This is a genomic window from Streptomyces fructofermentans (assembly GCF_014651055.1).
In the GTDB taxonomy this organism is placed as follows: domain Bacteria; phylum Actinomycetota; class Actinomycetes; order Streptomycetales; family Streptomycetaceae; genus Streptomyces; species Streptomyces fructofermentans.
Genome location: NZ_BMWD01000013.1, coordinates 94,266 through 114,643, shown reverse-complemented (window position 1 = coordinate 114,643; position 20,378 = coordinate 94,266). Strand labels below are relative to the sequence as shown.

General features: G+C 73.6%; 20 protein-coding genes. 15 read left to right on the top strand and 5 right to left on the bottom strand.

Annotated features, from left to right (window positions below):
* Positions 1 to 80 precede the first annotated feature (80 nt).
* The 4 genes from bioB (at position 81) to IE265_RS19455 (ending at position 4,208) form a co-directional block, all read left to right on the top strand.
* Positions 81 to 1,322: a biotin synthase BioB gene (bioB, locus tag IE265_RS19470; protein WP_190036894.1), complete on the top strand. Its 1,242-nt coding sequence runs from the start codon at positions 81 to 83 to the stop codon at positions 1,320 to 1,322.
* The gene (locus IE265_RS19465) at positions 1,315 to 2,595 is read left to right on the top strand and encodes an adenosylmethionine--8-amino-7-oxononanoate transaminase (RefSeq protein ID WP_190036893.1); all 1,281 of its coding nucleotides are present in this window, start codon (positions 1,315 to 1,317) and stop codon (positions 2,593 to 2,595) included. The genes bioB and IE265_RS19465 overlap by 8 nt, the downstream gene beginning before the upstream one ends.
* A gap of 1 nt (position 2,596) precedes the next feature.
* The gene (bioD, locus tag IE265_RS19460; protein ID WP_190036892.1) at positions 2,597 to 3,316 is read left to right on the top strand and encodes a dethiobiotin synthase; all 720 of its coding nucleotides are present in this window, start codon (positions 2,597 to 2,599) and stop codon (positions 3,314 to 3,316) included.
* A gap of 181 nt (positions 3,317 to 3,497) precedes the next feature.
* A complete protein-coding gene (locus IE265_RS19455) occupies positions 3,498 to 4,208 on the top strand; it encodes a class I SAM-dependent methyltransferase (RefSeq protein ID WP_190036891.1) in 711 nt (236 codons plus the stop codon).
* Positions 4,209 to 4,233: 25 nt separating this feature from the next.
* Here the strand turns inward: IE265_RS19455 and IE265_RS19450 are convergent, their stop codons facing one another.
* Positions 4,234 to 4,572, bottom strand: a complete 339-nt coding sequence (locus IE265_RS19450; protein ID WP_190036989.1) for a fic family toxin-antitoxin system, toxin component — start codon at positions 4,570 to 4,572, stop codon at positions 4,234 to 4,236.
* 37 nt (positions 4,573 to 4,609) lie between these two features.
* Positions 4,610 to 4,837 (bottom strand): antitoxin, encoded by a 228-nt coding sequence (locus IE265_RS19445; RefSeq protein WP_190036890.1) that lies wholly within the window; start codon positions 4,835 to 4,837, stop codon positions 4,610 to 4,612.
* A gap of 358 nt (positions 4,838 to 5,195) precedes the next feature.
* Between IE265_RS19445 and IE265_RS19440 the strand changes: the two genes are divergently transcribed.
* From IE265_RS19440 to mug, 9 genes are all read left to right on the top strand, one after another.
* A complete protein-coding gene (locus IE265_RS19440; RefSeq protein WP_190036889.1) occupies positions 5,196 to 6,026 on the top strand; it encodes an ABC transporter ATP-binding protein in 831 nt (276 codons plus the stop codon).
* A gap of 12 nt (positions 6,027 to 6,038) precedes the next feature.
* Entirely contained in the window at positions 6,039 to 8,606 is a 2,568-nt protein-coding gene (locus IE265_RS19435) for an ABC transporter permease (RefSeq protein WP_190036888.1), read from the top strand.
* A gap of 54 nt (positions 8,607 to 8,660) precedes the next feature.
* A complete protein-coding gene (locus IE265_RS19430; protein WP_190036887.1) occupies positions 8,661 to 9,593 on the top strand; it encodes a TIGR03621 family F420-dependent LLM class oxidoreductase in 933 nt (310 codons plus the stop codon).
* Between the two features lie 59 nt (positions 9,594 to 9,652).
* Positions 9,653 to 10,078: a GNAT family N-acetyltransferase gene (locus tag IE265_RS19425; protein WP_190036886.1), complete on the top strand. Its 426-nt coding sequence runs from the start codon at positions 9,653 to 9,655 to the stop codon at positions 10,076 to 10,078.
* 183 nt (positions 10,079 to 10,261) lie between these two features.
* Complete coding sequence (locus tag IE265_RS19420) at positions 10,262 to 11,611, top strand: hemolysin family protein (RefSeq protein ID WP_190036885.1); 1,350 nt, start codon at positions 10,262 to 10,264, stop codon at positions 11,609 to 11,611.
* Entirely contained in the window at positions 11,608 to 12,621 is a 1,014-nt protein-coding gene (locus IE265_RS19415) for a hemolysin family protein (RefSeq protein ID WP_190036884.1), read from the top strand. The genes IE265_RS19420 and IE265_RS19415 overlap by 4 nt, the downstream gene beginning before the upstream one ends.
* Before the next feature lie 398 nt (positions 12,622 to 13,019).
* A complete protein-coding gene (locus tag IE265_RS19410) occupies positions 13,020 to 13,811 on the top strand; it encodes an SGNH/GDSL hydrolase family protein (protein ID WP_190036883.1) in 792 nt (263 codons plus the stop codon).
* 230 nt (positions 13,812 to 14,041) lie between these two features.
* Positions 14,042 to 15,484 (top strand): adenylosuccinate lyase, encoded by a 1,443-nt coding sequence (gene purB / locus IE265_RS19405; RefSeq protein ID WP_190036882.1) that lies wholly within the window; start codon positions 14,042 to 14,044, stop codon positions 15,482 to 15,484.
* Complete coding sequence (gene mug / locus IE265_RS19400; RefSeq protein ID WP_190036988.1) at positions 15,481 to 16,023, top strand: G/U mismatch-specific DNA glycosylase; 543 nt, start codon at positions 15,481 to 15,483, stop codon at positions 16,021 to 16,023. Before purB ends, mug begins: the two co-directional genes overlap by 4 nt.
* Before the next feature lie 101 nt (positions 16,024 to 16,124).
* Here mug and IE265_RS19395 read toward each other — a convergent pair whose 3' ends face one another.
* The 3 genes from IE265_RS19395 to IE265_RS19385 all read right to left on the bottom strand — a co-directional run bounded on the left by IE265_RS19395 (position 16,125) and on the right by IE265_RS19385 (position 18,406).
* Positions 16,125 to 16,568, bottom strand: a complete 444-nt coding sequence (locus tag IE265_RS19395) for a hypothetical protein (protein WP_190036881.1) — start codon at positions 16,566 to 16,568, stop codon at positions 16,125 to 16,127.
* Positions 16,569 to 16,733: 165 nt separating this feature from the next.
* Complete coding sequence (locus IE265_RS19390) at positions 16,734 to 17,459, bottom strand: ABC transporter permease subunit (protein ID WP_190036880.1); 726 nt, start codon at positions 17,457 to 17,459, stop codon at positions 16,734 to 16,736.
* Between the two features lie 2 nt (positions 17,460 to 17,461).
* Entirely contained in the window at positions 17,462 to 18,406 is a 945-nt protein-coding gene (locus IE265_RS19385; RefSeq protein WP_190036879.1) for an ABC transporter ATP-binding protein, read from the bottom strand.
* A gap of 108 nt (positions 18,407 to 18,514) precedes the next feature.
* Here IE265_RS19385 and IE265_RS19380 point away from each other — a divergent pair, with 108 nt between their 5' ends.
* Together IE265_RS19380 and IE265_RS19375 are read left to right on the top strand one after the other, a co-directional pair.
* Positions 18,515 to 19,675 (top strand): sensor histidine kinase, encoded by a 1,161-nt coding sequence (locus IE265_RS19380; protein WP_190036878.1) that lies wholly within the window; start codon positions 18,515 to 18,517, stop codon positions 19,673 to 19,675.
* Positions 19,676 to 19,689: 14 nt separating this feature from the next.
* On the top strand, positions 19,690 to 20,352 hold the full coding sequence (locus IE265_RS19375; RefSeq protein ID WP_190036877.1) for a response regulator: 663 nt from the start codon (positions 19,690 to 19,692) through the stop codon (positions 20,350 to 20,352).
* The last annotated feature ends 26 nt before the right edge of the window (positions 20,353 to 20,378 follow it).

The following is a 20,378-nucleotide window of genomic DNA, read 5'->3' as shown; positions in this document are numbered from 1 at the left end:
CAATACCCACACGTCGAACCGAGTCTGTTGTCCGATGTCTCCTTGGCCGGGCGCGGTCGGATAGGCCAGGATCGGACCTCATGGACCTGCTGAACACGCTGGTGGACAAGGGGCTTCGGCGCGAGCTGCCGACCCGTGACGAGGCACTGGCCGTGCTGGCCACCTCCGACGACGAACTCCTCGATGTGGTGGCCGCGGCCGGCAAGGTGCGCCGGAAGTGGTTCGGACGGCGGGTGAAGCTGAACTACCTGGTCAACCTGAAGTCCGGCCTGTGCCCCGAGGACTGCTCCTACTGCTCGCAGCGGCTCGGCTCCGAGGCCGGCATCCTCAAGTACACCTGGCTGAAGCCCGACCAGGCGTCCGAGGCCGCGGCCGCCGGGCTCGCGGGCGGCGCCAAGCGCGTGTGCCTGGTGGCGAGCGGACGCGGCCCGACGGACCGCGACGTCGACCGGGTCTCGGACACCATCAGGGCGATCAAGGACGGCAACGAGGGCGTCGAGGTGTGCGCCTGCCTCGGCCTCCTCTCCGACGGCCAGGCCGAACGGCTGCGCGAGGCCGGCGCGGACGCGTACAACCACAACCTCAACACGTCCGAGGCGACGTACGGGGACATCACCACGACGCACACGTACGCCGACCGCGTCGACACGGTGCGCAAGGCGCACTCCGCGGGCCTGTCCGCGTGCTCGGGGCTGATCGCGGGCATGGGCGAGAGCGACGAGGACCTCGTCGACGTCGTCCACGCGCTGCGCGAACTCGACCCGGACTCGGTCCCCGTCAACTTCCTGATCCCCTTCGAGGGCACCCCGCTCGCCAAGGAGTGGAACCTCACGCCCCAGCGCTGCCTGCGGATCCTCGCGATGGTGCGCTTCGTCTGCCCCGACGTCGAGGTGCGCATCGCGGGCGGCCGCGAGGTCCACCTGCGGACGATGCAGCCGCTCGCGCTGCACCTCGCCAACTCGATCTTCCTGGGCGACTACCTCACCAGCGAGGGCCAGGCGGGCCGGGCGGACCTGGAGATGATCGCGGACGCCGGCTTCGAGGTGGAGGGCGCGGGCGAGGTCACGCTGCCCCGGCACCGGGTCGCCGACGGCGCGGCCGGCGTCTGCGGTGCGCACGCTCCGGAGGGTGGCGGCTGCGGCTCCCACGAGGGCGGCGGCTGCGGTACGCACGCCGGGGCCGGGTGCGGCTCCCACGAGGGCGGCGGGGCCACGCCCTGCGGCTCGGGCCCGGGGGCCGGCGAGCGCCCGGCCGAAGCCCGTACGGATCTGGTCGCCGTGCGCCGCCGAGGTGCCGGAACGGACCTCGCGCCCAATGCCTGACCTGCCCGTGCGCGAACTCCTGGAGCTGGACAGGCGGCACGTCTGGCACCCGTACGGACCGATGCCCGGCCGTCAGGAGCCGCTCGTCGTGGAATCGGCGAGCGGCGTCAGGCTGCGGCCCGCGGGCGGGGGCCCCGAACTGGTCGACGGCATGTCGTCGTGGTGGTCGGCGATCCACGGCTACAACCATCCGGCGCTCAACGAGGCGGTCCGCGACCAGCTCGGACGGATGAGCCACGTGATGTTCGGCGGGCTCACGCACGAGCCCGCCGTGCGGCTGGCCAAGCGCCTTGTCGACATCTCCCCGGAGGGTCTGGAGCACGTCTTCCTGGCCGACTCCGGTTCGGTCTCGGTCGAGGTGTCGGTCAAGATGTGCCTCCAGTACTGGCGTTCGCTGGGCCGCCCGCGCAAGCAGCGCCTGCTGACCTGGCGCGGCGGCTACCACGGCGACACCTGGCAGCCGATGTCGGTGTGCGACCCCGAGGGCGGGATGCACGAGCTGTGGCAGGGCGTCCTGCCGCGGCAGGTGTTCGCGGACGCGCCTCCGGCGGAGTACGAGGAGTCGTACGCGCGGCATCTGCGGGACCTGGTCGGACAGCACGCGGACGAACTCGCCGCGGTGATCGTGGAGCCGGTGGTGCAGGGCGCGGGCGGCATGCGCTTCCACTCCCCCGCGTACCTGCGGGTCCTGCGGGAGGCGTGCGACGCGCACGACGTGCTCCTCGTGTTCGACGAGATCGCGACGGGCTTCGGGCGCACCGGGGCGCTGTTCGCGGCGGAGCACGCGGGGGTGACGCCGGACGTGATGTGCGTCGGCAAGGCGCTCACCGGCGGCTATCTGACGATGGCGGCCACCCTGTGCACGTCGAGGGTGGCCGAGGGCATCTCGCGCGGCGAGGTTCCGGTGCTGGCGCACGGCCCGACGTTCATGGGCAACCCGCTGGCCGCCGCCGTCGCCTGCGCCTCGATCGACCTGCTCCTCGGGCAGGACTGGCGGACCGAGGTGAAGCGCGTCGAGGCGGGGCTGCGGGACGGGCTGGCCGACGCGGCCGCACTGCCCGGCGTCCGGGACGTCCGCGTGCTCGGCGCCATCGGTGTGGTGCAGCTGGACCACGAGGTGGACATGGCGGCGGCGACCCGGGCCGCGGTCCGCGAGGGCGTGTGGCTGCGCCCGTTCCGCGACCTCGTCTACACGATGCCGCCGTACGTCACGGGCGACGCGGACCTGGCGCGGATCACGGACGCGGTGTGCGCTGCCGCACGGGAGGGCTGACATGCCGGTACTGGTGATCACGGGGACCGGCACGGAGGTCGGCAAGACGGTGACGACCGCGGCCGTGGCCGCGGCGGCACTCGCGTCCGGCCGTTCCGTCGCCGTGCTCAAGCCCGCGCAGACCGGCGTGCTGCCGGGCGCGCACGGGGACGCGGACGAGGTGGCGCGGCTCGCGGGCGCGGTGACCCGCGTCGAACTCGCGCGCTATCCGGAGCCGTTGGCGCCGGCCACCGCGGCGCGGCGGGCCGGTCTCGCCCCGGTGCGCCCCCAGGACGTGGCGGAGGCGGCCGGGAAGCTGGCCGCCGGGCACGACCTCGTGCTGGTCGAGGGGGCCGGCGGGCTGCTGGTCCGCCTCGACGACGAGGGCGGCACGCTCGCGGACGCGGCGCGGCTGCTGGACGCCCCCGTCCTGCTGGTCGCCTCCGCGGGGCTCGGCACCCTCAACACGACGGAGCTGACCTCACGGGAACTGCGCACGCGCGGGCTCGACCTGCTCGGTGTCGTGGTGGGCAGCTGGCCCGGCGACCCGGACCTCGCCTCGCGCTGCAACCTCGCCGACCTTCCGGTCGTGTCGGGCGCGCCGCTGGCGGGGGCCGTTCCCGAGGGGTCCGGGCGGCTCGGCCCGGCCGCCTTCCGGGACTCGGCGGGTACCTGGCTCGCACCGCGCCTCGGCGGAACCTGGGACGCGGCGGAGTTCACGCGGCGGCAGACCGCGCCGTAGCCGCCCGCGGGCTCGCACCGCGCCTCGGGGGAACCCGGCACGCGGGAGCGGCGCGCGCCCCGGTCGTACGGACGGGCCGGACGGGACTCCGGTCGGCGCCCGGGGCCAGTCGGGCGAACGGCGGGTGGGCGCACGGCCCCAGGGGGACAATCGCGGTACGTCCCGACCCGGGGAGGCCTCCATGCGACCACGCGGCCACAGCACCGACCGGACCGGCGCCCTGCCCGCCGACCCCGTGCACCATCCGGTGTTCGCCCGTTTCTACGCCCGGCTCAGCGTGGCGGCCGAGCCCACGATCGGGGTGCACCGCGACGAACTGCTGGCCGGGCTCTCCGGACGCGTCATCGAGATCGGCGCGGGCAACGGCCTGAACTTCGCGCACTATCCGAGCACGGTGTCGGAGGTCGTCGCCATCGAGCCCGAGCGCGGGCTGCGGCGGCTCGCGGTGACGGCCGCGATGCGCTCCGACGTGCCCGTCGACGTCGTTCCGGGTGTCGCGGAGGCGCTGCCGGTCAAGAGCGAGGCGTTCGACGCGGCGGTCGTGTCCCTGGTGCTGTGCAGCGTGCGGGACCTGCCGCGGGCCCTCGCCGAGATCCGCCGTGTCCTGCGGCCTGGCGGTGAGCTGCGCTTCTTCGAGCACGGGGCGGGCGGCGGGCGGGCGATGGCCCTCTGCCAGCGCGCCCTGGACCGCACGGTGTGGCCGCTGTTCTTCGGCGGGTGCCACGTGGCCGGTGACCCGGTCGGCGCGATCCGGGACGCGGGGTACGAACTGGGGCCGCACCGCAGGCTCTCGGTGCCCGAGAAGGGGCTGCGGACCCCGAGTTCGTACTGCGTGCTGGGCACCGCGCGCCGCCCCGACTCCGCCGCGCCGGACGCACCCGGCGCGCTCTGAGTACGGACCCCGGACACGGGCGGGCTCACACCGCCCACTGGCGCAGTTCGCGGGCGATGTCCTCCACGGTGGCCTCGCCCGTCTTGACCAGTCGGGCCAGGTCGCGGACCCGTTCGGGGGACGTGGCGACCTTCAGGCCGCTGGCGACGAGGTAGGCGTACGCGACGGACATGGCGAACATCGCGTTGGAGCGTTCCAGCGCGGGGACGTGCAGCAGGAGCTGGAGCAGGGCCGCGGCGCGGGCGTGCGGAGTGTCGTAGACGGGGACGCCGAAGATCTCCGCCTCGTGGCGGCCGACCGCGGCGACGAGGGCGCCCCAGTCGGTGACCTGGGGGTCTCCGGGTGTCTTCTGTTCGGCCACCATGAGCAGCCAGGCGAGGTCGACTCTGACGTTCAAGGGTTCAGCGACGGCCTTCTCGCTCCGTGCCGAACTCGTCGGCGAAGACGGACTCGTACTGCTTCATGAAGTCGGCCGCGGCCTCGACGAAGGTGTGGCCGGCCTCTCCGGTGTCCTGTCTGACGAGTTCCTCGATGTACCGGTTGACGCTCATCCCGCGGGCCAGGGCACGCTCGCGCGCCGCCCGGGCGGTGTCCTCGTCCACGCGTACGTTCAGCTGGGTCTTGGCCATGCTTCGACGCTAGCGCCGGAGCGCTAGCGTCGGCAAGGGGGCCCCGGACCGGCGCGCGCCCCCTCCCGCACCTCCGGGCGCCCGCTCCCCGGAAACCGCCGGACGCCACGGGACCCGCCTGCGGACGCCGCGGGACCCCGCCGACGGATGGCTGACCGCCCCGGCCCCGCGCGGCCGGCCACCGGCATCGGCCCTCGGGCACCGGCCACCGACCGACCAGCTAAGGGTGCCCCTTACACGAACCCTGAGAAAACCGACCTTCGATGGAGGACGTCCGGCACCTCGGGGGGATTCCGGGTGTGCCCCGCCTCACACTAGGCTCGCCCGCGGACTCCGAAGTCCGACCTAGGAGGCGGCCTTGTCCACAGCAGCTGCGGAGCACGCCCTCGGGCGCACGGACGCCGAGGGGATCGCCGCGCGCGCCCGGGGCCTCACGAAGGCGTACGGGTCGGGCGAGACGGCCGTGCTCGCCCTCGACGCCGTCGACGTGGACATCGCGCGCGGGCGTTTCACCGCGGTCATGGGGCCCTCGGGCTCCGGGAAGTCGACCCTGATGCACTGCCTGGCGGGGCTCGACAGCGTCTCGGCGGGGCAGGTCTGGCTGGGCGACACCGAGATAACCGGACTCAAGGACCGCGAGCTGACCCGGCTGCGCAGGGACCGGATCGGCTTCATGTTCCAGTCGTTCAATCTCATCCCCACCCTGAACGCGGCGGAGAACATCACCCTGCCGATGGACATCGCGGGCCAGAAGCCCGACGAGAAGTGGCTGGACCAGGTCATCGACTCCCTGGGACTGCGGGACCGGCTCAAGCACCGGCCCGCCCAGCTCTCCGGCGGCCAGCAGCAGCGCGTGGCGTGCGCCCGCGCGCTCGCCTCGCGGCCCGAACTGATCTTCGCGGACGAGCCCACCGGCAACCTGGACTCCCGGGCGGGCCTGGAGGTCCTCGGCTTCCTGCGGGCGGCCGTCGACGATCTCGGGCAGACCGTCGTCATGGTCACGCACGACCCGGGTGCCGCCGCCCACGCCGACCTGGTCCTCTTCCTCGGGGACGGCCGGATCGTGGACGAGATGGCGCGTCCCACGGCGGAGGCGGTGCTGGAGCGCATGAAGCGCTTCGACACCATCCGCGGCACGTCCGAGACCACCGCGGACCCCGCCCCGGGCGCCGCGCCCCACCAGGACTGAGGCGGGCCCGCCGTGCTGAAGGCGACACTCCGGAGCTTCCTCGCGCACAAGGGCAGGCTGCTGCTGTCGGCGCTGGCCGTCGTCCTGTCCGTGGCGTTCGTCGCGGGCAGCCTGATCTTCTCGGACACGGTCTCCCGTACCTTCGACCGGCTGTTCGCGTCCACGTCGGCCGACGTGACCGTGACGCCCCGGGAGGACCTGGAGTCCCAGATCCCCTCGGGGGCCACCGCGACCGTGCCGACCAGCCTGGTGGACCGCATCTCGAAGGTCGACGGGGTGTCCGAGGTGCGTCCGGACGTGTCCGTCGAGAACGTCACCGTGGTCGACGGCGACAACGAGTCGGTCGGCCCGACCACCGGCGCGCCCACGATCGCCGCCGACTGGTTCGTGACCCAGCGCAGCCCGGTGCGGCTGACCTCGGGCCACGAGCCGCGCGGAGCGGGCGAGGCTCTCCTCGACGCGGACACCGCCGACAAGAAGCACGTGGCGATCGGCGACACGCTGACCGTGATCGCCCAGCCGGGGTCGTTCAAGGTGGAGGTCGTGGGCATCGCGACCTTCCGAACCACCAACCCGGGCGCCGCGCTGGTCTTCCTCGACCCGGCCGTGGCCCAGGCCCGCCTGCTGGGCGAGGAGGGGGTCGCCACCAGCATCCAGGTGGACGCGGCGGCGGGCGTGGGGGACGCGCTGCTGAAGAAGCGGATCGCCGCCGAACTCGGCTCGGACAAATACGAGTTGGAGACCGCGGGCGAGCAGGCGGAGTCCTCCGCCGCGCAGTTGGGCGGCTTCCTCGACGTGATCAAGTACGTGATGCTCGGCTTCGCCGGCATCGCCGTCCTGGTCGGGGTCTTCCTGATCGTCAACACCTTCTCCATGCTGATCGCCCAGCGCACCCGTGAACTGGGCCTGCTGCGCGCGCTCGGCGCCGACCGGCGGCAGGTGCGCCGGTCCGTGCTCACCGAGGCGGCCCTGCTGGGGCTGGTGGGTTCGACGCTCGGCCTGGCCGCGGGCATCGGGCTCGCGGCGGGCCTGATCGAACTCATGGGCACGTTCGGCATGAACCTGAAGAGCACCGAGATGGTCATCGGGTGGGGGACGCCCGTCGCGGCGTACGTCGTCGGGGTCGGCGTCACGTTCGTTGCGGCGTGCCTGCCCGCCCGCCGGGCCGCCGGCGTCTCCCCGATGGCCGCGCTGGCGGACGCCGAGATCGCGGGCGTGGGACGGCCGTTGCGGGTGAGGGCAGTGGTCGGCCTGGTCGTCGGGGCCCTCGGCGCCGCCGCCCTCGTCGGGTGCGCGACGGCCACACAGACCTCGTCCGCCGCCTCGCTGCTGGGCCTCGGCGTCGTCCTCACACTGATCGCGACGGTCATCGCGGGGCCACTGCTGGTGCGTCCCGTGATCCGGGTCCTCGGCGGGTTCTTCCCCGCCCTCTTCGGCACGGTCGGCCGGATGAGCCAGCGCAACGCGCTGCGCAACCCGCGGCGCACCGGCGCCACCGCCGCCGCCCTGATGGTGGGCCTCGCCCTGGTGGGCGGCATGTCCGTGGCGAGCGCCTCGATGTCCAAGTCGTTCGACGAGCAGATCGACAGGACACTCGGCGCCGACTTCGTGGTGCAGAACTCCAACTTCCTGCCGTTCCCGCAGGAGATCACCGACAAGGTGCGCGACACGGACGGCGTCGGACTCGTCGTGCGGCAGCGGTTCGCGCCGGTCGCGGTACGGCTCCCGGACGGCGAGCGGATCGAGACGACGGCGGCGGGGTACGACCCGCAGGTGGACGAGGTCGCCCGGGTCGCCTACGCCGAGGGCGACACGGACTCCGCGCTCGCCGACGGGAACATCGCGATGGACGCGCAGTTCGCCGCGGACCACGGGGTCCGGCTGGGCAGCACGGTCCCCGTCGAGTTCCAGGCCGGGCGGTCGGCCGAGCTGAAGGTCGGGGCGCTGACGGACCAGGACGCCGCCGACGGCTTCGGCACCGCGGGCGGGCTGTTCTTCGGCTTCGGGACGATCGAGAAGTACGTGCCGGAAGGCCAGGACTCGGCGCTGTACGTGAACGCGTCGCCGGGCACGTCCGCCGCCACGCTGCGCTCCGACCTCGACCGGACCCTCGACCCGTACCCCCAGGTCCAGGTGCGTGACCTGGCCGACTACAAGCAGCTGGTCCACGACCAGATCGCCGTGCTGCTCTACCTGGTGTACGCGCTGCTGGGGCTCGCCATCGTCATCGCGGTGCTGGGCGTGGTCAACACCCTCGCCCTGTCTGTCGTGGAGCGCACCCGCGAGATCGGGCTGCTGCGGGCGATCGGGCTCGGCAGGCGGCAGTTGCGGCGGATGATCCGGCTGGAGTCCGTGGTCATCGCCGTGTTCGGCGCGGTCCTCGGGCTGGCCCTCGGACTCGTGTGGGGTGTCTGCGTGCAGCAGGTCCTCGCGCTCCAGGGGATGGACGCGCTGGCGATCCCGTGGACCACCGTCGTCGCGGTCGTGATCGGTTCGGCCGTGGTCGGCATCGTCGCGGCGCTGCTCCCGGCGCTGCGCGCGTCGCGCATGAACGTACTGGCGGCCATCGCGCACGAGTGAGCGGCGCGGGTACACTCCCGCGTCCATGTGGCCCGCAGGGCGGAGGAGTCGACGGTGCGTCCGTTCCGGTTCGGAGTCAGTCTGATCACCCCCGCGGACACGGGGGCGTGGCGCGCCAAGTGCCGCCGGGCCGAGGAACTCGGATACGACGTGATCCTGGTCCCCGACCATCTCGGCATGCCCGCGCCGTTCCCCGCGCTGGTCGCGGCCGCCGGCGCCACCCGACGGCCCCGCCTGGGCACGTTCGTGCTCAACGCGGGCTTCTGGAACCCCGCTCTGCTGGCCCGCGAGGTCGCCACGACCGACGCGCTCACGGGTGGGCGCCTCGAACTCGGTCTCGGCACCGGATACGTACAGGCGGAGCACGAGACGGCCGGCCTGCCGTTCGGCTCGCCGCGCGAACGGGTCGACCATCTGCTGCGTACCGTCGGCGAGTTGGACCGGCTGCTCGACCCGAGCGGGCTCCCGCCGGGCGGGCCGGCCGCGTCCGGGCGGGCCCCGGAGGAGGCGTCCGCCGGGCCCGGCGAACGGCGGCGGGTACCGCTGCTCGTCGGGGGCAACGGCGACCGGATGCTGAGGCTGGCCGCCGAACGGGCCGACATCGCGGCCTTCACCGCGGTGCGTTCGGTGCCCGGCAGCACGACCGGCCGGCTGGAGCCGCTCACCGCCGGGGAGATCGACGGGCGGATGGCGGCCTACCACCGCTTCGCCACCGCCCGCCCGGAACCCGCCGAACTGAACCTGCTGGTCCAGCTGGTGGCCGTCACGGACGACCCGTCGGCGGCCGTCCGGCCCCTGCTCGCACGCGTGCCGCGGTTCACCGAGGAGCAGATGCGGGAACTGCCGATCGTGCTCGTCGGCACACCGGAGGAGATCCGCGCGCAGGTGCGCGCCGCCCGTGAGCGCTACGGATTCTCGTATCTGACGGTGCTGGAGCCCCACATGGAGGACTTCGGGAAGGTGATCGCCGGGCTCCGCGGCGAGTGACGCCGTCCGGATCGTGGAATGGGCGGTCCCGGCCGGGCCGCCGTGATGGGATGCGGGGCATGAGTGATCTTCGGATACGGGCCGCGGTGCCCGCCGACGTCGACGCCGTCCTCGCCTTCTGGAAGGACGCGGCCGAGGGCACCAGCATCAGCGACGACCGGGACGGGGTGGCGCGCCTCGTCGCCCGCGACCCCGAGGCCCTGATCCTCGCCGAGCGGGAGGGCCGTCTCGTGGGCACGGTCGTCGCGGGCTTCGACGGCTGGCGCTGCCATCTGTACCGGCTCGCCGTGCATCCGCGGCAGCGGCGTCAGGGCATCGGATCGGCCCTGCTGGCCGCGGCGGAGGAACGCTTCGCCGGACTCGGCGGGCGCCGGGGCGACGCGATGGTGCTCCAGCACAACGAGAACGCGCACCATGCCTGGCGCGCGGCGGGGTACACGCCGGAGGAGCAGTGGCGGCGCTGGGTGAAGCCGCTGGTCGAATGAACGAACCCGCAGGACGTCGCCGGACCCCTCCCTCCGCTCGGTGAGGGATCACGTCGTCCCCCAGGAAAGGTGTGACCGTCCGACCATGGGCGAGCCTCCCAGGCGCGGGCGCCACGGCGTCCCGCCGTGTCGACACCGCGCGAATCCCCCGTCCCTGGCCGATCATGGGGCGGTGGTGACCCGATGACAGAAGTGCTCCTCCTCGCCCTGGCGGTCCTGCTGAGTCTCGTCTGCGGCGCCTTCGTCGCGGCCGAGTTCTCCCTGACCACGGTCGAACGCAGCGAGCTGGAACGTGCCGTCGAGCGCGGTGAGGTCGGCGCCTCGGGCGCCCTCAAGGCCGTACGGAACCTCACTTTCCAGCTGTCCGGCGCGCAGCTCGGCATCACCGTCACCAATCTGGTGGTGGGCATGCTCGCGGAGCCGTCCGTCGCCAAGTTGATCGCCGGTCCGCTGGAGGCCGCCGGGGTGCCCCCGTCGGCGTCCTCGTCCGTCGCTCTGATCCTCGGGACGGCCCTGTCGACGCTCTTCCTGATGGTCGTCGGCGAGCTGGTGCCCAAGAACTGGGCGATCTCCTCGCCGCTCGCCGTGGCCAAGCGGGTGGCCACGCCGCAGCGCCTGTTCAGCGCGCTGTTCAGGCCGTTCATCACCCACCTCAACAACACGGCCAACCGGGTCGTCCGCCGCTTCGGCATCGAGCCGGCCGAGGAGCTGGCATCGGCCCGCGGCCCGCAGGAGCTGGTCGCGCTGGCGCGGCACTCCGCGAAGCAGGGCGCCCTGGAGCCGGACACCGCCGAACTCTTCGTACGCACCCTGAACCTCGCCGACCTGACAGCGGAGAACGTGATGACGCCACGCGTCCAGGTCGTCGCCCTGGACGTGAAGGCGACCTGCGAGGACGTCGCGAACGCGACCAGGGCGACGGGGTTGTCCCGCTTCCCCGTGCACAGCGGCACCCTCGACGCGGTGGTCGGCGTCGCGCACATCAAGGACGCCATCACCGTGCCCGCCGCGCAGCGGCCGCGTACGCCCGTGTCGCAGGTGATGCGCGAGCCCCTGCTCGTGCCCGAGTCGCTGACCGTGGACCGGCTCCTGGACCGGCTGTCCGGCAAGCGGACCATGGCCGTGGTGATCGACGAGTACGGCGGCACCGCGGGGGTCGCCACGCTGGAGGACATCGTGGAGGAGGTCGTCGGCGAGGTACGGGACGAGCACGATCCGCACGAGACGCCCGACCTGGCCGCCGCCGGCACGGACGAGGAGGGCCTCGCGCTGTACTCGGCCGACGGGGCCGCGCGCATCGACCGGCTCGCCCGCATCGGACTGCGGGTGCCGGACGGCCCGTACGAGACGCTCGCCGGGCTCGTCGCCACCGAGCTGGGGCGGATTCCCGCCGAGGGGGACACGGTCGAGATCGGCGGGTGGCGGCTGGACGTGGTGGACGCCACGGGCCGCCGGGCCGCACGGGTGCTGGTGCACGCTCCGAACCCCGAGGACGGCACGTCCGCGGGAACCGGCGAGGGGGACGCGCGATGACGGCCGTGCAACTGCTGATCGGTCTCGCGACCCTGGTCGTGAACGCCTTCTTCGTCGGCGCCGAGTTCGCTCTGATCTCCGTGCGCCGCAGCCAGATCGAGCCGTTCGCCGAGGACGGCGACCGCCGGGCGCGCCGGGTGCTGTGGGGTCTGGAGCACGTGTCCGTGCTGCTGGCGGCCGCGCAGCTCGGCATCACCCTGTGCACGCTGGTCCTGGGCGTGGTCGCGGAGCCCGCGATCGCGCACCTCCTGGAGCCCGTCTTCCACGCCGTGGGTGTGCCGACCGGCACGGGCCACGTGATCTCGTTCGTGATCGCGCTCACGCTGGCCACGTATCTGCACATGCTGCTCGGCGAGATGGTGCCGAAGAACGTCGCCCTGGCCGAGCCGGTGCGCACCGCGCTGCTGCTCGGACCGCCGCTCGTCGAGCTGTCCCGGGTGCTGCGGCCGGTGATCTTCACCGTCAACACCTTCGCGAACTGGCTGCTCAGGCTGTTGCGGGTCGAGGTCCGCGACGAGGTGTCCGCGACCTTCTCGGACACCGAGCTGGCCCGGCTCGTCAAGGACTCCAGCGAGGCCGGGCTCATCGACGGCCGGGCGCAGGAGCGCCTGAACGACGCCCTGGAGCTGGGGCGCCGACCCGTGCGGGACGTGGTGCTTCCGCTGGAGGGGGTCGTCTACGCGCGCGTGGGCGTCACGCCCGAGCAGTTGGAGGACCTGTCCGCCGAGTCGGGCTTCTCACGCTTCCCCGTCGTGGACGACGGGCGCCGGATCGTCGGCTATCTGCACGTCAAGGACGCGCTCGACGCCCTGCCGCGCGATGTGCCGTTCCGGGTCGAGGACATGCGGCCGATCGCCCGCGTCCGGGAGGGCACGCCCCTGGACGACGTCCTGACGGCCATGCGCCGCAGCCGTACGCATCTGGCCGCGGTCCTGGGCGGGGACGGCCGGCTGGCGGGGCTGGTGACGATGGAGGACGTACTGAGGGAACTGTTCGGACAACCCGTGTGAGTGCGCGGGGCGCGGTGCCGGGGAGCGCGGTGCCGGGGGCCGCGGTGCCGGGGTGCCGGGGTGAGCGGGGCACGGGTCGGGGTGCCCCCCCCGGGCGTCGCGGGCTGTGCTCCGTAAGCGGGCTTCGGGGCCGGGCTGCGGGCCGGATGTCGGGTTTCGCGGGGCGGGTTTCGCGGGCCGGCAGACCCGTCGCGGGGGCGGCTCGGGACCGGGCTTCGGGGACGGACAGTCGCTTCGCGAGGGCGGGCCGCAGGGGCGGGCTTCGCAGGCGGCGGTCCCCTGGCGGGGCGGGCGGTCACGGCCTGCGGCGTGAGGCGTACGGCTCCGGCGGCCGGGGCGCGGTCCCGGCGCGGGTGGCAGACCGATGGGTATGTTTACGGGATATCATCTCTTCCGCCATGCAGATGAATGCCACCTACACCAGCCTTGTCGCGGTCGGCGACTCCTTCACCGAGGGCATGTCGGACCGACTGCCCGACGGCTCCTACCGGGGCTGGGCCGACCTCCTCGCCGCACGGATGGCCGCGCAGACCCCCGGCTTCCGGTACGCCAACCTCGCAGTGCGCGGCAAGCTCATCGGGCAGATCGTCGCCGAGCAGGTGGACGTCGCCGTGGCGATGCGCCCCGACGTGATCACTCTGGTGGGCGGGCTGAACGACACGCTCCGCCCCAAGTGCGACATGGGGCGGGTGCGCGGGCTCCTGGAGGAGGCCGTGGAACGGCTGGCCCCGGCCTGCGAACGGCTCGTGCTGATGCGCAGCCCCGGCCGCCAGGGCCCTGTCCTCGAACGGTTCAGGCCCCGCATGGAGGAGCTGTTCGCCTGCGTCGACGACCTCGCCGCCCGGCACGGCGCCCTCGTCGTCGACCTCTACGGCGCGCCCTCGCTCGGCGACCCGCGCATGTGGGACGTGGACCGGCTGCACCTGACGGCCGAGGGGCACCGCCGGGTGGCGGAGGCGGTCTGGCAGGCGCTCGGGCACGAGGCGCAGGACGCGGAGTGGCGCACGCCCATGCCGGCGTCCGACCCGCTGGGCTGGGCCGCCCGCCGTGCGGCCGACGCACGGTTCGCCCGGGAGTACCTCCTGCCGTGGATCGGCCGCCGGTTGACCGGCCGCTCGTCGGGCGACGGCCTTCCGGCCAAGCGCCCCGACCTGCTGCCGTACGAGATCCGCGAGGCTCCCAAGCGGTAGGGCCGCGGGCCTGCGGTGCCGACAGCCGGGTGGCTCGCGGTTACGCCGCTGCCGCCGGGCGCCCATCTCTGCCGCCGGGCGCCTTCGCTGCCTTCGGGCGCCTTTCGTCGCCGTCGCGCGGCGCTGGTTGGCGTCCGGGTTCCCCTCGGTCCCGCCGGGTACCTCTTGTAGGTTCCGACGAACGGACCCGTGGCGCCGACCTGCAGGAACCGCCAGTAGAATCCGTACACGTGACTTCTGCGCCTGCAAAGCCCCGTATCCCGAACGTCCTCGCCGGCCGCTACGCCTCGGCCGAGCTCGCCACCCTGTGGTCCCCCGAGGAGAAGGTGAGGCTGGAGCGCCGGCTCTGGCTCGCCGTGCTGCGGGCCCAGAAGGACCTCGGCATCGAGGTGCCCGACGCAGCCCTCGCCGACTACGAGCGTGTCCTCGACCAGGTCGACCTGGCCTCCATCGCCGAGCGCGAGAAGGTCACGCGGCACGACGTGAAGGCGCGCATCGAGGAGTTCAACGACCTCGCCGGTCACGAGCACGTCCACAAGGGCATGACCTCGCGCGACCTCACCGAGAACGTCGAGCAGCTCCAGATCCGCCTCTCCCTGGAGCTGGTCCGCGACCGCGCGGTGGCGGTCCTCGCCCGGCTGGGCAGGCTCGCGGGCGAGTACGGCGAGCTGGTCATGGCCGGCCGCTCGCACAACGTCGCCGCTCAGGCCACCACCCTCGGCAAGCGGTTCGCGACCGGCGCCGACGAACTGCTCGTCGCGTACGCGCGGGTCGAGGAACTGCTCGGCCGCTACCCGCTGCGCGGCATCAAGGGCCCGGTGGGCACCGCCCAGGACATGCTGGACCTGCTGGGCGGGGACGCGGCGAAGCTCGCGGACCTGGAGCACCGCATCGCCGAGCACCTGGGCTTCTCGCAGGCGTTCACCTCGGTGGGCCAGGTCTACCCGCGCTCGCTCGACTACGAGGTCGTGACCGCGCTGGTGCAGGTGGCGGCCGCTCCCTCCTCGCTGGCGAAGACGATCCGGCTGATGGCCGGGCACGAGCTGGTCACCGAGGGCTTCAAGCCGGGCCAGGTCGGCTCGTCCGCGATGCCGCACAAGATGAACACCCGCTCCTGCGAGCGCGTGAACGGCCTGATGGTGATCCTGCGGGGCTACGCGTCGATGACGGGCGAACTGGCCGGCGACCAGTGGAACGAGGGCGACGTGTCCTGCTCGGTGGTGCGCCGGGTCGCGCTGCCGGACGCGTTCTTCGCGCTGGACGGCCTGCTGGAGACGTTCCTGACCGTGCTGGACGAGTTCGGCGCCTTCCCCGCCGTCGTCGCGCGCGAACTCGACCGCTACCTGCCGTTCCTCGCGACGACCAAGGTCCTGATGGGCGCGGTGCGCGCGGGCGTCGGCCGCGAGGTCGCGCACGAGGCCATCAAGGAGAACGCCGTCGCCTCCGCCCTCGCCATGCGCGAGCAGGGCGCCGAGCGCAACGAGCTGCTGGACAAGCTCGCCGCCGACGAGCGCATCCCGCTGGACCGCGCGCAGCTCGACGCGCTGATGGCCGACAAGCTGTCCTTCACGGGCGCCGCCGCCGACCAGGTCGCCTCGGTCGTCGGCCGGGTCGAGGAGATCGCGAAGCGGCACCCGGCGGCCGCGGGCTACACGCCGGGGGCGATTCTCTGACCCGGCTCACGCCCGCCGACTTGGAGGCCGCCCGCGACCGGCTCGTACCGGACGTGGTCGCGGACGGCCTCTCGGTGCTGTTCTGCGGCATCAACCCCGGGCTGATGACGGCGGCCACCGGCCATCACTTCGCCCGTCCCGGCAACCGGTTCTGGCCGGTGCTGCACCTGTCCGGGTTCACCCCGAGGCTCATGAAGCCGTCCGAGCAGGGCGAGTTGCCCTCCCTCGGGCTCGGCATCACCAACGTGGTGGCGCGGGCGACCGCCCGCGCCGACGAGTTGAGCGCCGAGGAGTACCGCGAGGGCGGGCGGCTGCTCGCGGCGAAGGTGAAGCGGCTGCGGCCGCGCTGGCTCGCAGTCGTGGGAGTCACCGCGTACCGGGCGGCGTTCGACGACCGCAAGGCGGTCGTGGGACCGCAGACGCGCACGTTCGGCACCACCCGGGTGTGGGTCCTGCCCAACCCCAGTGGCCTCAACGCGCATTGGACGGTACACAGCATGGCGGAGGAGTACGGGCGGCTGCGGGACGCGACCGCCTGAAACCCCGCACCGACCGCGCCCGCCGCGACCCCGGCAACCGCTGCGACTGCTGCGATCCCGGCAACACCGCTGCGACTGCTGCCGACTGCCGCGACCGGCGGTCAGGGCGGGTCGACGACCGTGACGACGGCGAGGAGCTGGAACGGCAGTTCCTCGCCCCACTGGGAGACCCCGAGGGCCACCCAGCGGTCACGGGCCCCCTCCTTCCACAGGTGCACGTCCGGCACATGGGAGGCGAGGTCGTCCCAGGGCGGCGGTATGTCCTCGCCGCCCAGGGCCCGGCCGAGGGCGCCCGCGAGGCTGAAGACCTGCGGTCTGCCCCAGCGGCCGGCCAGCAGCTCGGAGAGTCCGTCCCTGTCGTACTCGTACTGCGCGGCGGTCTCCTCGCGCCGGGTGCCGTCGTCCTCCCAGAAGTCGTCGCTCGTCGCCAACTCGGCGATGTGGAAGCCGGGCCCCGATGTGCCGACGTCGGACCTGCCGTGCTCCGCGGGGAAGTCCCGCGAGCACAGCAGCTCGATCGTGCCCAGGTGCTTGGCCGTGGTCATGCGCTCCAGTAAAGCGCCCAGCACTGACAGTTGGCCCCGTGCGGGGCGCCTCCCGGCCACTCCTCGCACGGCCCGGCCGCGGGCGCGGTCCGGCACATCACGCGGTCCCGCCGCGCATGTGTACCGGCACCTCACGCCGTCCGGCGGCGCACGCGGTGCCGTACCTCACGCGTCCCGGCGGCGCACGCTCCACGCACCCGCGGCCAGCGCGGCCGCCGCCCACACCGCCGTCACGGCGAGCCCGGTCCACGGGCCGAGCGCGCCGTCCGACGTCGAGTGCAGCACCACCTGACCCGCCTTGTCCGGCAGGTAGTCGGCGGCTGTACCGGACACTCCCCCGATGACGAACGAGACGACGAGCAGGAACGGGACGAGGATGCTCAGCGTCATGACACCGCTGCGCAGCAGCGCGGTGAGTCCGGCCGCGAACAGGGCCATCAGGGCCATGTAGACCCCGCACCCGACGACACCCCGCAGCCCTTCGCCCCAGTTCGGCCCACCCGCCCGGGAGCCGGGCACGGCCCACCCCACGGCCAGGCTCGCGCACCCCGCGAGGAGTCCCGCGGCCAGGGCGGACGCGCCGACGGCCAGCGCCTTGGCCGCGAACCACCGGCCCCTGTGCGGTACGGCGGACAGTGAGAGCCGCAGGGCGCCGCCCCGGAACTCCGCGGACACCGCCTGCGCGCCGAACGTGACCGCCGCGATCTGTCCGAGGACCACGCCGAAGAGCGACGCGAACAGGGGGTCGGAGTCCGCGCCCGCCGACTCGTCGAGTCCGGCGAGCGCGGTGAAGGCGGCGGTGACGAGGACGACTGCGGCCGGCCCGGCGGCGAGCGACGGCAGGGTACGGATCTTGAGCCACTCCGAGTGGAGTGCGGGTGCGAACGGCATGGTCAGGCCTCCTGCGCGCGGGACGGGGACATGGCGGTGAACTCCGCCTCCGCGGCGGTCAGATCGAGGTAGGCCTGCTCCAGGGTGCGTTCCTCCGCGGCGAGTTCGAGGACCGTGACGCCCGCTCCGGAGGCGAGCCGGCCGATGTCGTCCACGCGCGCGTGGCGCACGGTCCACCGGTCCCCCGCGCCCTCGCCCTCCTCCGCCACGGACTCGTACCCGTGCCGCGCGAGGAGGTCGCGCAGGGCCGCGCCGTCCGGGGTGCGCACGCGTACCCGGGGCTCCGCGCGCGCGTGGACGAACTCCCGCACGGGTGTGTCGGCGAGCAGCCGGCCGCGGCCGAGGACGACCAGGTGGTCGGCGAACGACGCGGTCTCGTTCATCAGGTGGCTGGAGACGAGCACCGTGCGGCCCTCGCGGGCGAGCCGGCGCAGCAGTTCCCGGATCCAGACGATGCCCTCGGGGTCGAGGCCGTTCGACGGTTCGTCGAGGAGCACCACCCGGGGGTCGCCGAGGAGCGCGGCCGCGATGCCCAGGCGCTGGCGCATGCCCAGGGAGTACGTCCTGACGCGGTTCCGGGACACGGCGGCGAGACCCGCCTCCTCCAGCACCTCGTCCACCCGGCGCCCGGGGATGCGGTGGGTGGCGGCGAGCACGCGCAGATGGTCCCGGGCGGTCCGCGATCCGTGCGCGGCCCCGGTGTCGAGGAGGGCGCCCACCTCGCGGAGCGGCTCGTCGAGGGCGGCACAGGGCCGGCCCCCGATCGTGGCGGTGCCGGACGTGGGCCGGTCCAGGCCGAGCACGAGCCGCATGGTCGTGGACTTCCCGGCGCCGTTGGGGCCGAGGAATCCGGTGACGCGGCCCGGCCGGACGCTGAAGGTCAGCCGGTCCACGGCGCGCCTGCCGCCGTACTCCTTGGTCAGGTCTCGGACGTCGATGCTGGTCATGGGTCCAGCGTGGCCGCGGCGGCCCGGCCGCCGCCTCCCCCGCCGGTGGGGGCCGCCTCCCCCGGCCGGGGGAGGCCCGTTGTCAGTGGCCGCTGGCACGATGGCGCCATGGCCCGATTCCTGCGCCCGCTGCTGTCGGGGACGACGTACAAGCGCTGGCTGCATCTGTGGGTGCCGATGCTCTTCGTCAGCGTGTGGCTCTACATCGACCCGTCGAAACCGTGGGTGCCCGCGGTGCTGCTGATCCCGCTCGGGCTGATACCGGCCGTGCGGCGGGGCGAGGGCGTACAGGCGCGCCTGATGCTGGTGCCGGACGGGCGGGCGGAGGAGCAGGCGTTCTCGGTGGCCCCTTCGGCCGGCTGGCGCGACCGCTGGCGGACCGTGCTGTGGCTGGAGGCACGGGTCCTGCTGGGGTGGGTGGCGTGCGGTGTCACGGTCTGGCTGCCCGTGATCGCCGTCGATCTCGTGGGCGCGGCCTTCGGCCACCCGTCGGCCGGTGACCCCGTGGTGGCGCTCCTGGAGCCGCACTGGAGCTGTGCCCTGCTCGTCCCGCTGCCCCTGCTCGCCCTGTACGGGTCGGTGGTGGGGCTGGGTGAGCTGGTCACGGCGCTCGCCCGCGCGCTCCTCGGGCCGTCCTCCGGGGAGCGGCTCGCCGCCCTGGAGGAGCGCACCGAGCAGCTTCTGGAGCGCAATCGCATCGCCCGCGAGCTCCACGACTCCATAGGCCACGCGCTGACCGTCGCGGTCGTGCAGGCCGGTGCGGCGCGGGCTGCGGGCGACCCCGCCTTCACCGACCGCGCCCTGACGGCGATCGAGGACACGGGTCGAGCCGCCCTGGAGGACCTGGAGCGGGTGTTGGGCGTCCTGCGCGAGGCGGAGCGTCCCGCGAGCAGCCGTCCGACGCTGGTCGACGCCGACGTGCTGCTGGAGTCGGCGCGGACCTCGGGGGCCAAGGTGGACGCGGAGGTGACGGGTCCGCTGGAGACCGTGCCGGGGCCGGTGTCCCGGGAGGGGTACCGCATCCTCCAGGAGTCGCTGACCAATGTGCTGCGGCACGCGGGAGCGGTGCCGGTCCGGGTCCGCATCGCTGTCGACGGCCCGGCGCTGGTGCTGGAGGTGCGCAATCCGCTGCCCGCGGGCGGGACGGGGCCGGCCCGGGGCAGCGGCCTGCGGGGCATACGGGAGCGGGCCGCACTGCTCGGCGGGCGGGCGCGGACGGGTCCGGACGAGGGTGACTGGCAGGTGCACGCGGAGCTGCCGGTTCGCTGATCTACGCTGGCCGGGTGCCGGTCACCGTTCTGCTCGTCGACGACGAGCCACTCGTCCGCGCCGGCCTGCGTGCCGTGCTGGACGCCCAGCCCGACATCGAGGTGGTCGGGGAGGCCGCCGACGGCGCCGCGGTGATCCCCCTGGTCCGCCGGCTGCGGCCCGACGTGGTCGCGATGGACGTCCGTATGCCGCTGATGGACGGTATAGAGGCGACGCGCGCGGTCCTGCGGAGCGTGGACCGGCCGCCGAAGATCGTCGTCGTGACGACGTTCGAGAACGACGAGTACGTGTACGAGGCGCTGCGTGCGGGTGCCGACGGGTTTCTGCTGAAGCGTGCCCGGCCGGCCGAGATCGTGAACGCCGTGCGGCTGGTCGCCGAGGGCGAGTCGCTGCTGTTCCCCGCTTCGGTGCGGCAGTTGGCGGCCGCGTACGGGGAGGACCGGGGCAATCGTGAGGCCCGGTCGGTCATGGACCGGGCGGCCCTGACGGAGCGCGAGGCGGAGGTGCTGCGGCTGATGACCCGCGGCCTGTCGAACGCGGAGATCGCCGCACGGCTGCTCGTGGGGACCGAGACGGTGAAGTCGCACGTCAGCGCCGTACTCGCCAAGTTGGGGGCGCGCGACCGCACACAGGCGGTGATCACGGCCTACGAGTCGGGGTTCGTGGCACCCGGCTGACGGGGCTCCGCGGACGACGAGGTGGT

Excerpts from the sequence above, each read along its gene's own strand:
- bioB (WP_190036894.1), top strand. The coding sequence starts at position 81 with ATGGACCTGCTGAACACGCTGGTGGACAAGGGGCTTCGGCGCGAGCTG.
- IE265_RS19410 (WP_190036883.1), top strand. The coding sequence starts at position 13,020 with ATGCAGATGAATGCCACCTACACCAGCCTTGTCGCGGTCGGCGACTCC.
- IE265_RS19415 (WP_190036884.1), top strand. The coding sequence starts at position 11,608 with ATGACGGCCGTGCAACTGCTGATCGGTCTCGCGACCCTGGTCGTGAAC.
- IE265_RS19450 (WP_190036989.1), bottom strand. The coding sequence starts at position 4,572 with ATGGTGGCCGAACAGAAGACACCCGGAGACCCCCAGGTCACCGACTGG.
- IE265_RS19455 (WP_190036891.1), top strand. The coding sequence starts at position 3,498 with ATGCGACCACGCGGCCACAGCACCGACCGGACCGGCGCCCTGCCCGCC.
- IE265_RS19395 (WP_190036881.1), bottom strand. The coding sequence starts at position 16,568 with ATGACCACGGCCAAGCACCTGGGCACGATCGAGCTGCTGTGCTCGCGG.
- IE265_RS19445 (WP_190036890.1), bottom strand. The coding sequence starts at position 4,837 with ATGGCCAAGACCCAGCTGAACGTACGCGTGGACGAGGACACCGCCCGG.
- IE265_RS19425 (WP_190036886.1), top strand. The coding sequence starts at position 9,653 with ATGAGTGATCTTCGGATACGGGCCGCGGTGCCCGCCGACGTCGACGCC.
- IE265_RS19465 (WP_190036893.1), top strand. The coding sequence starts at position 1,315 with ATGCCTGACCTGCCCGTGCGCGAACTCCTGGAGCTGGACAGGCGGCAC.
- IE265_RS19390 (WP_190036880.1), bottom strand. The coding sequence starts at position 17,459 with ATGCCGTTCGCACCCGCACTCCACTCGGAGTGGCTCAAGATCCGTACC.
- IE265_RS19385 (WP_190036879.1), bottom strand. The coding sequence starts at position 18,406 with ATGACCAGCATCGACGTCCGAGACCTGACCAAGGAGTACGGCGGCAGG.
- IE265_RS19420 (WP_190036885.1), top strand. The coding sequence starts at position 10,262 with ATGACAGAAGTGCTCCTCCTCGCCCTGGCGGTCCTGCTGAGTCTCGTC.
- IE265_RS19380 (WP_190036878.1), top strand. The coding sequence starts at position 18,515 with ATGGCCCGATTCCTGCGCCCGCTGCTGTCGGGGACGACGTACAAGCGC.
- bioD (WP_190036892.1), top strand. The coding sequence starts at position 2,597 with ATGCCGGTACTGGTGATCACGGGGACCGGCACGGAGGTCGGCAAGACG.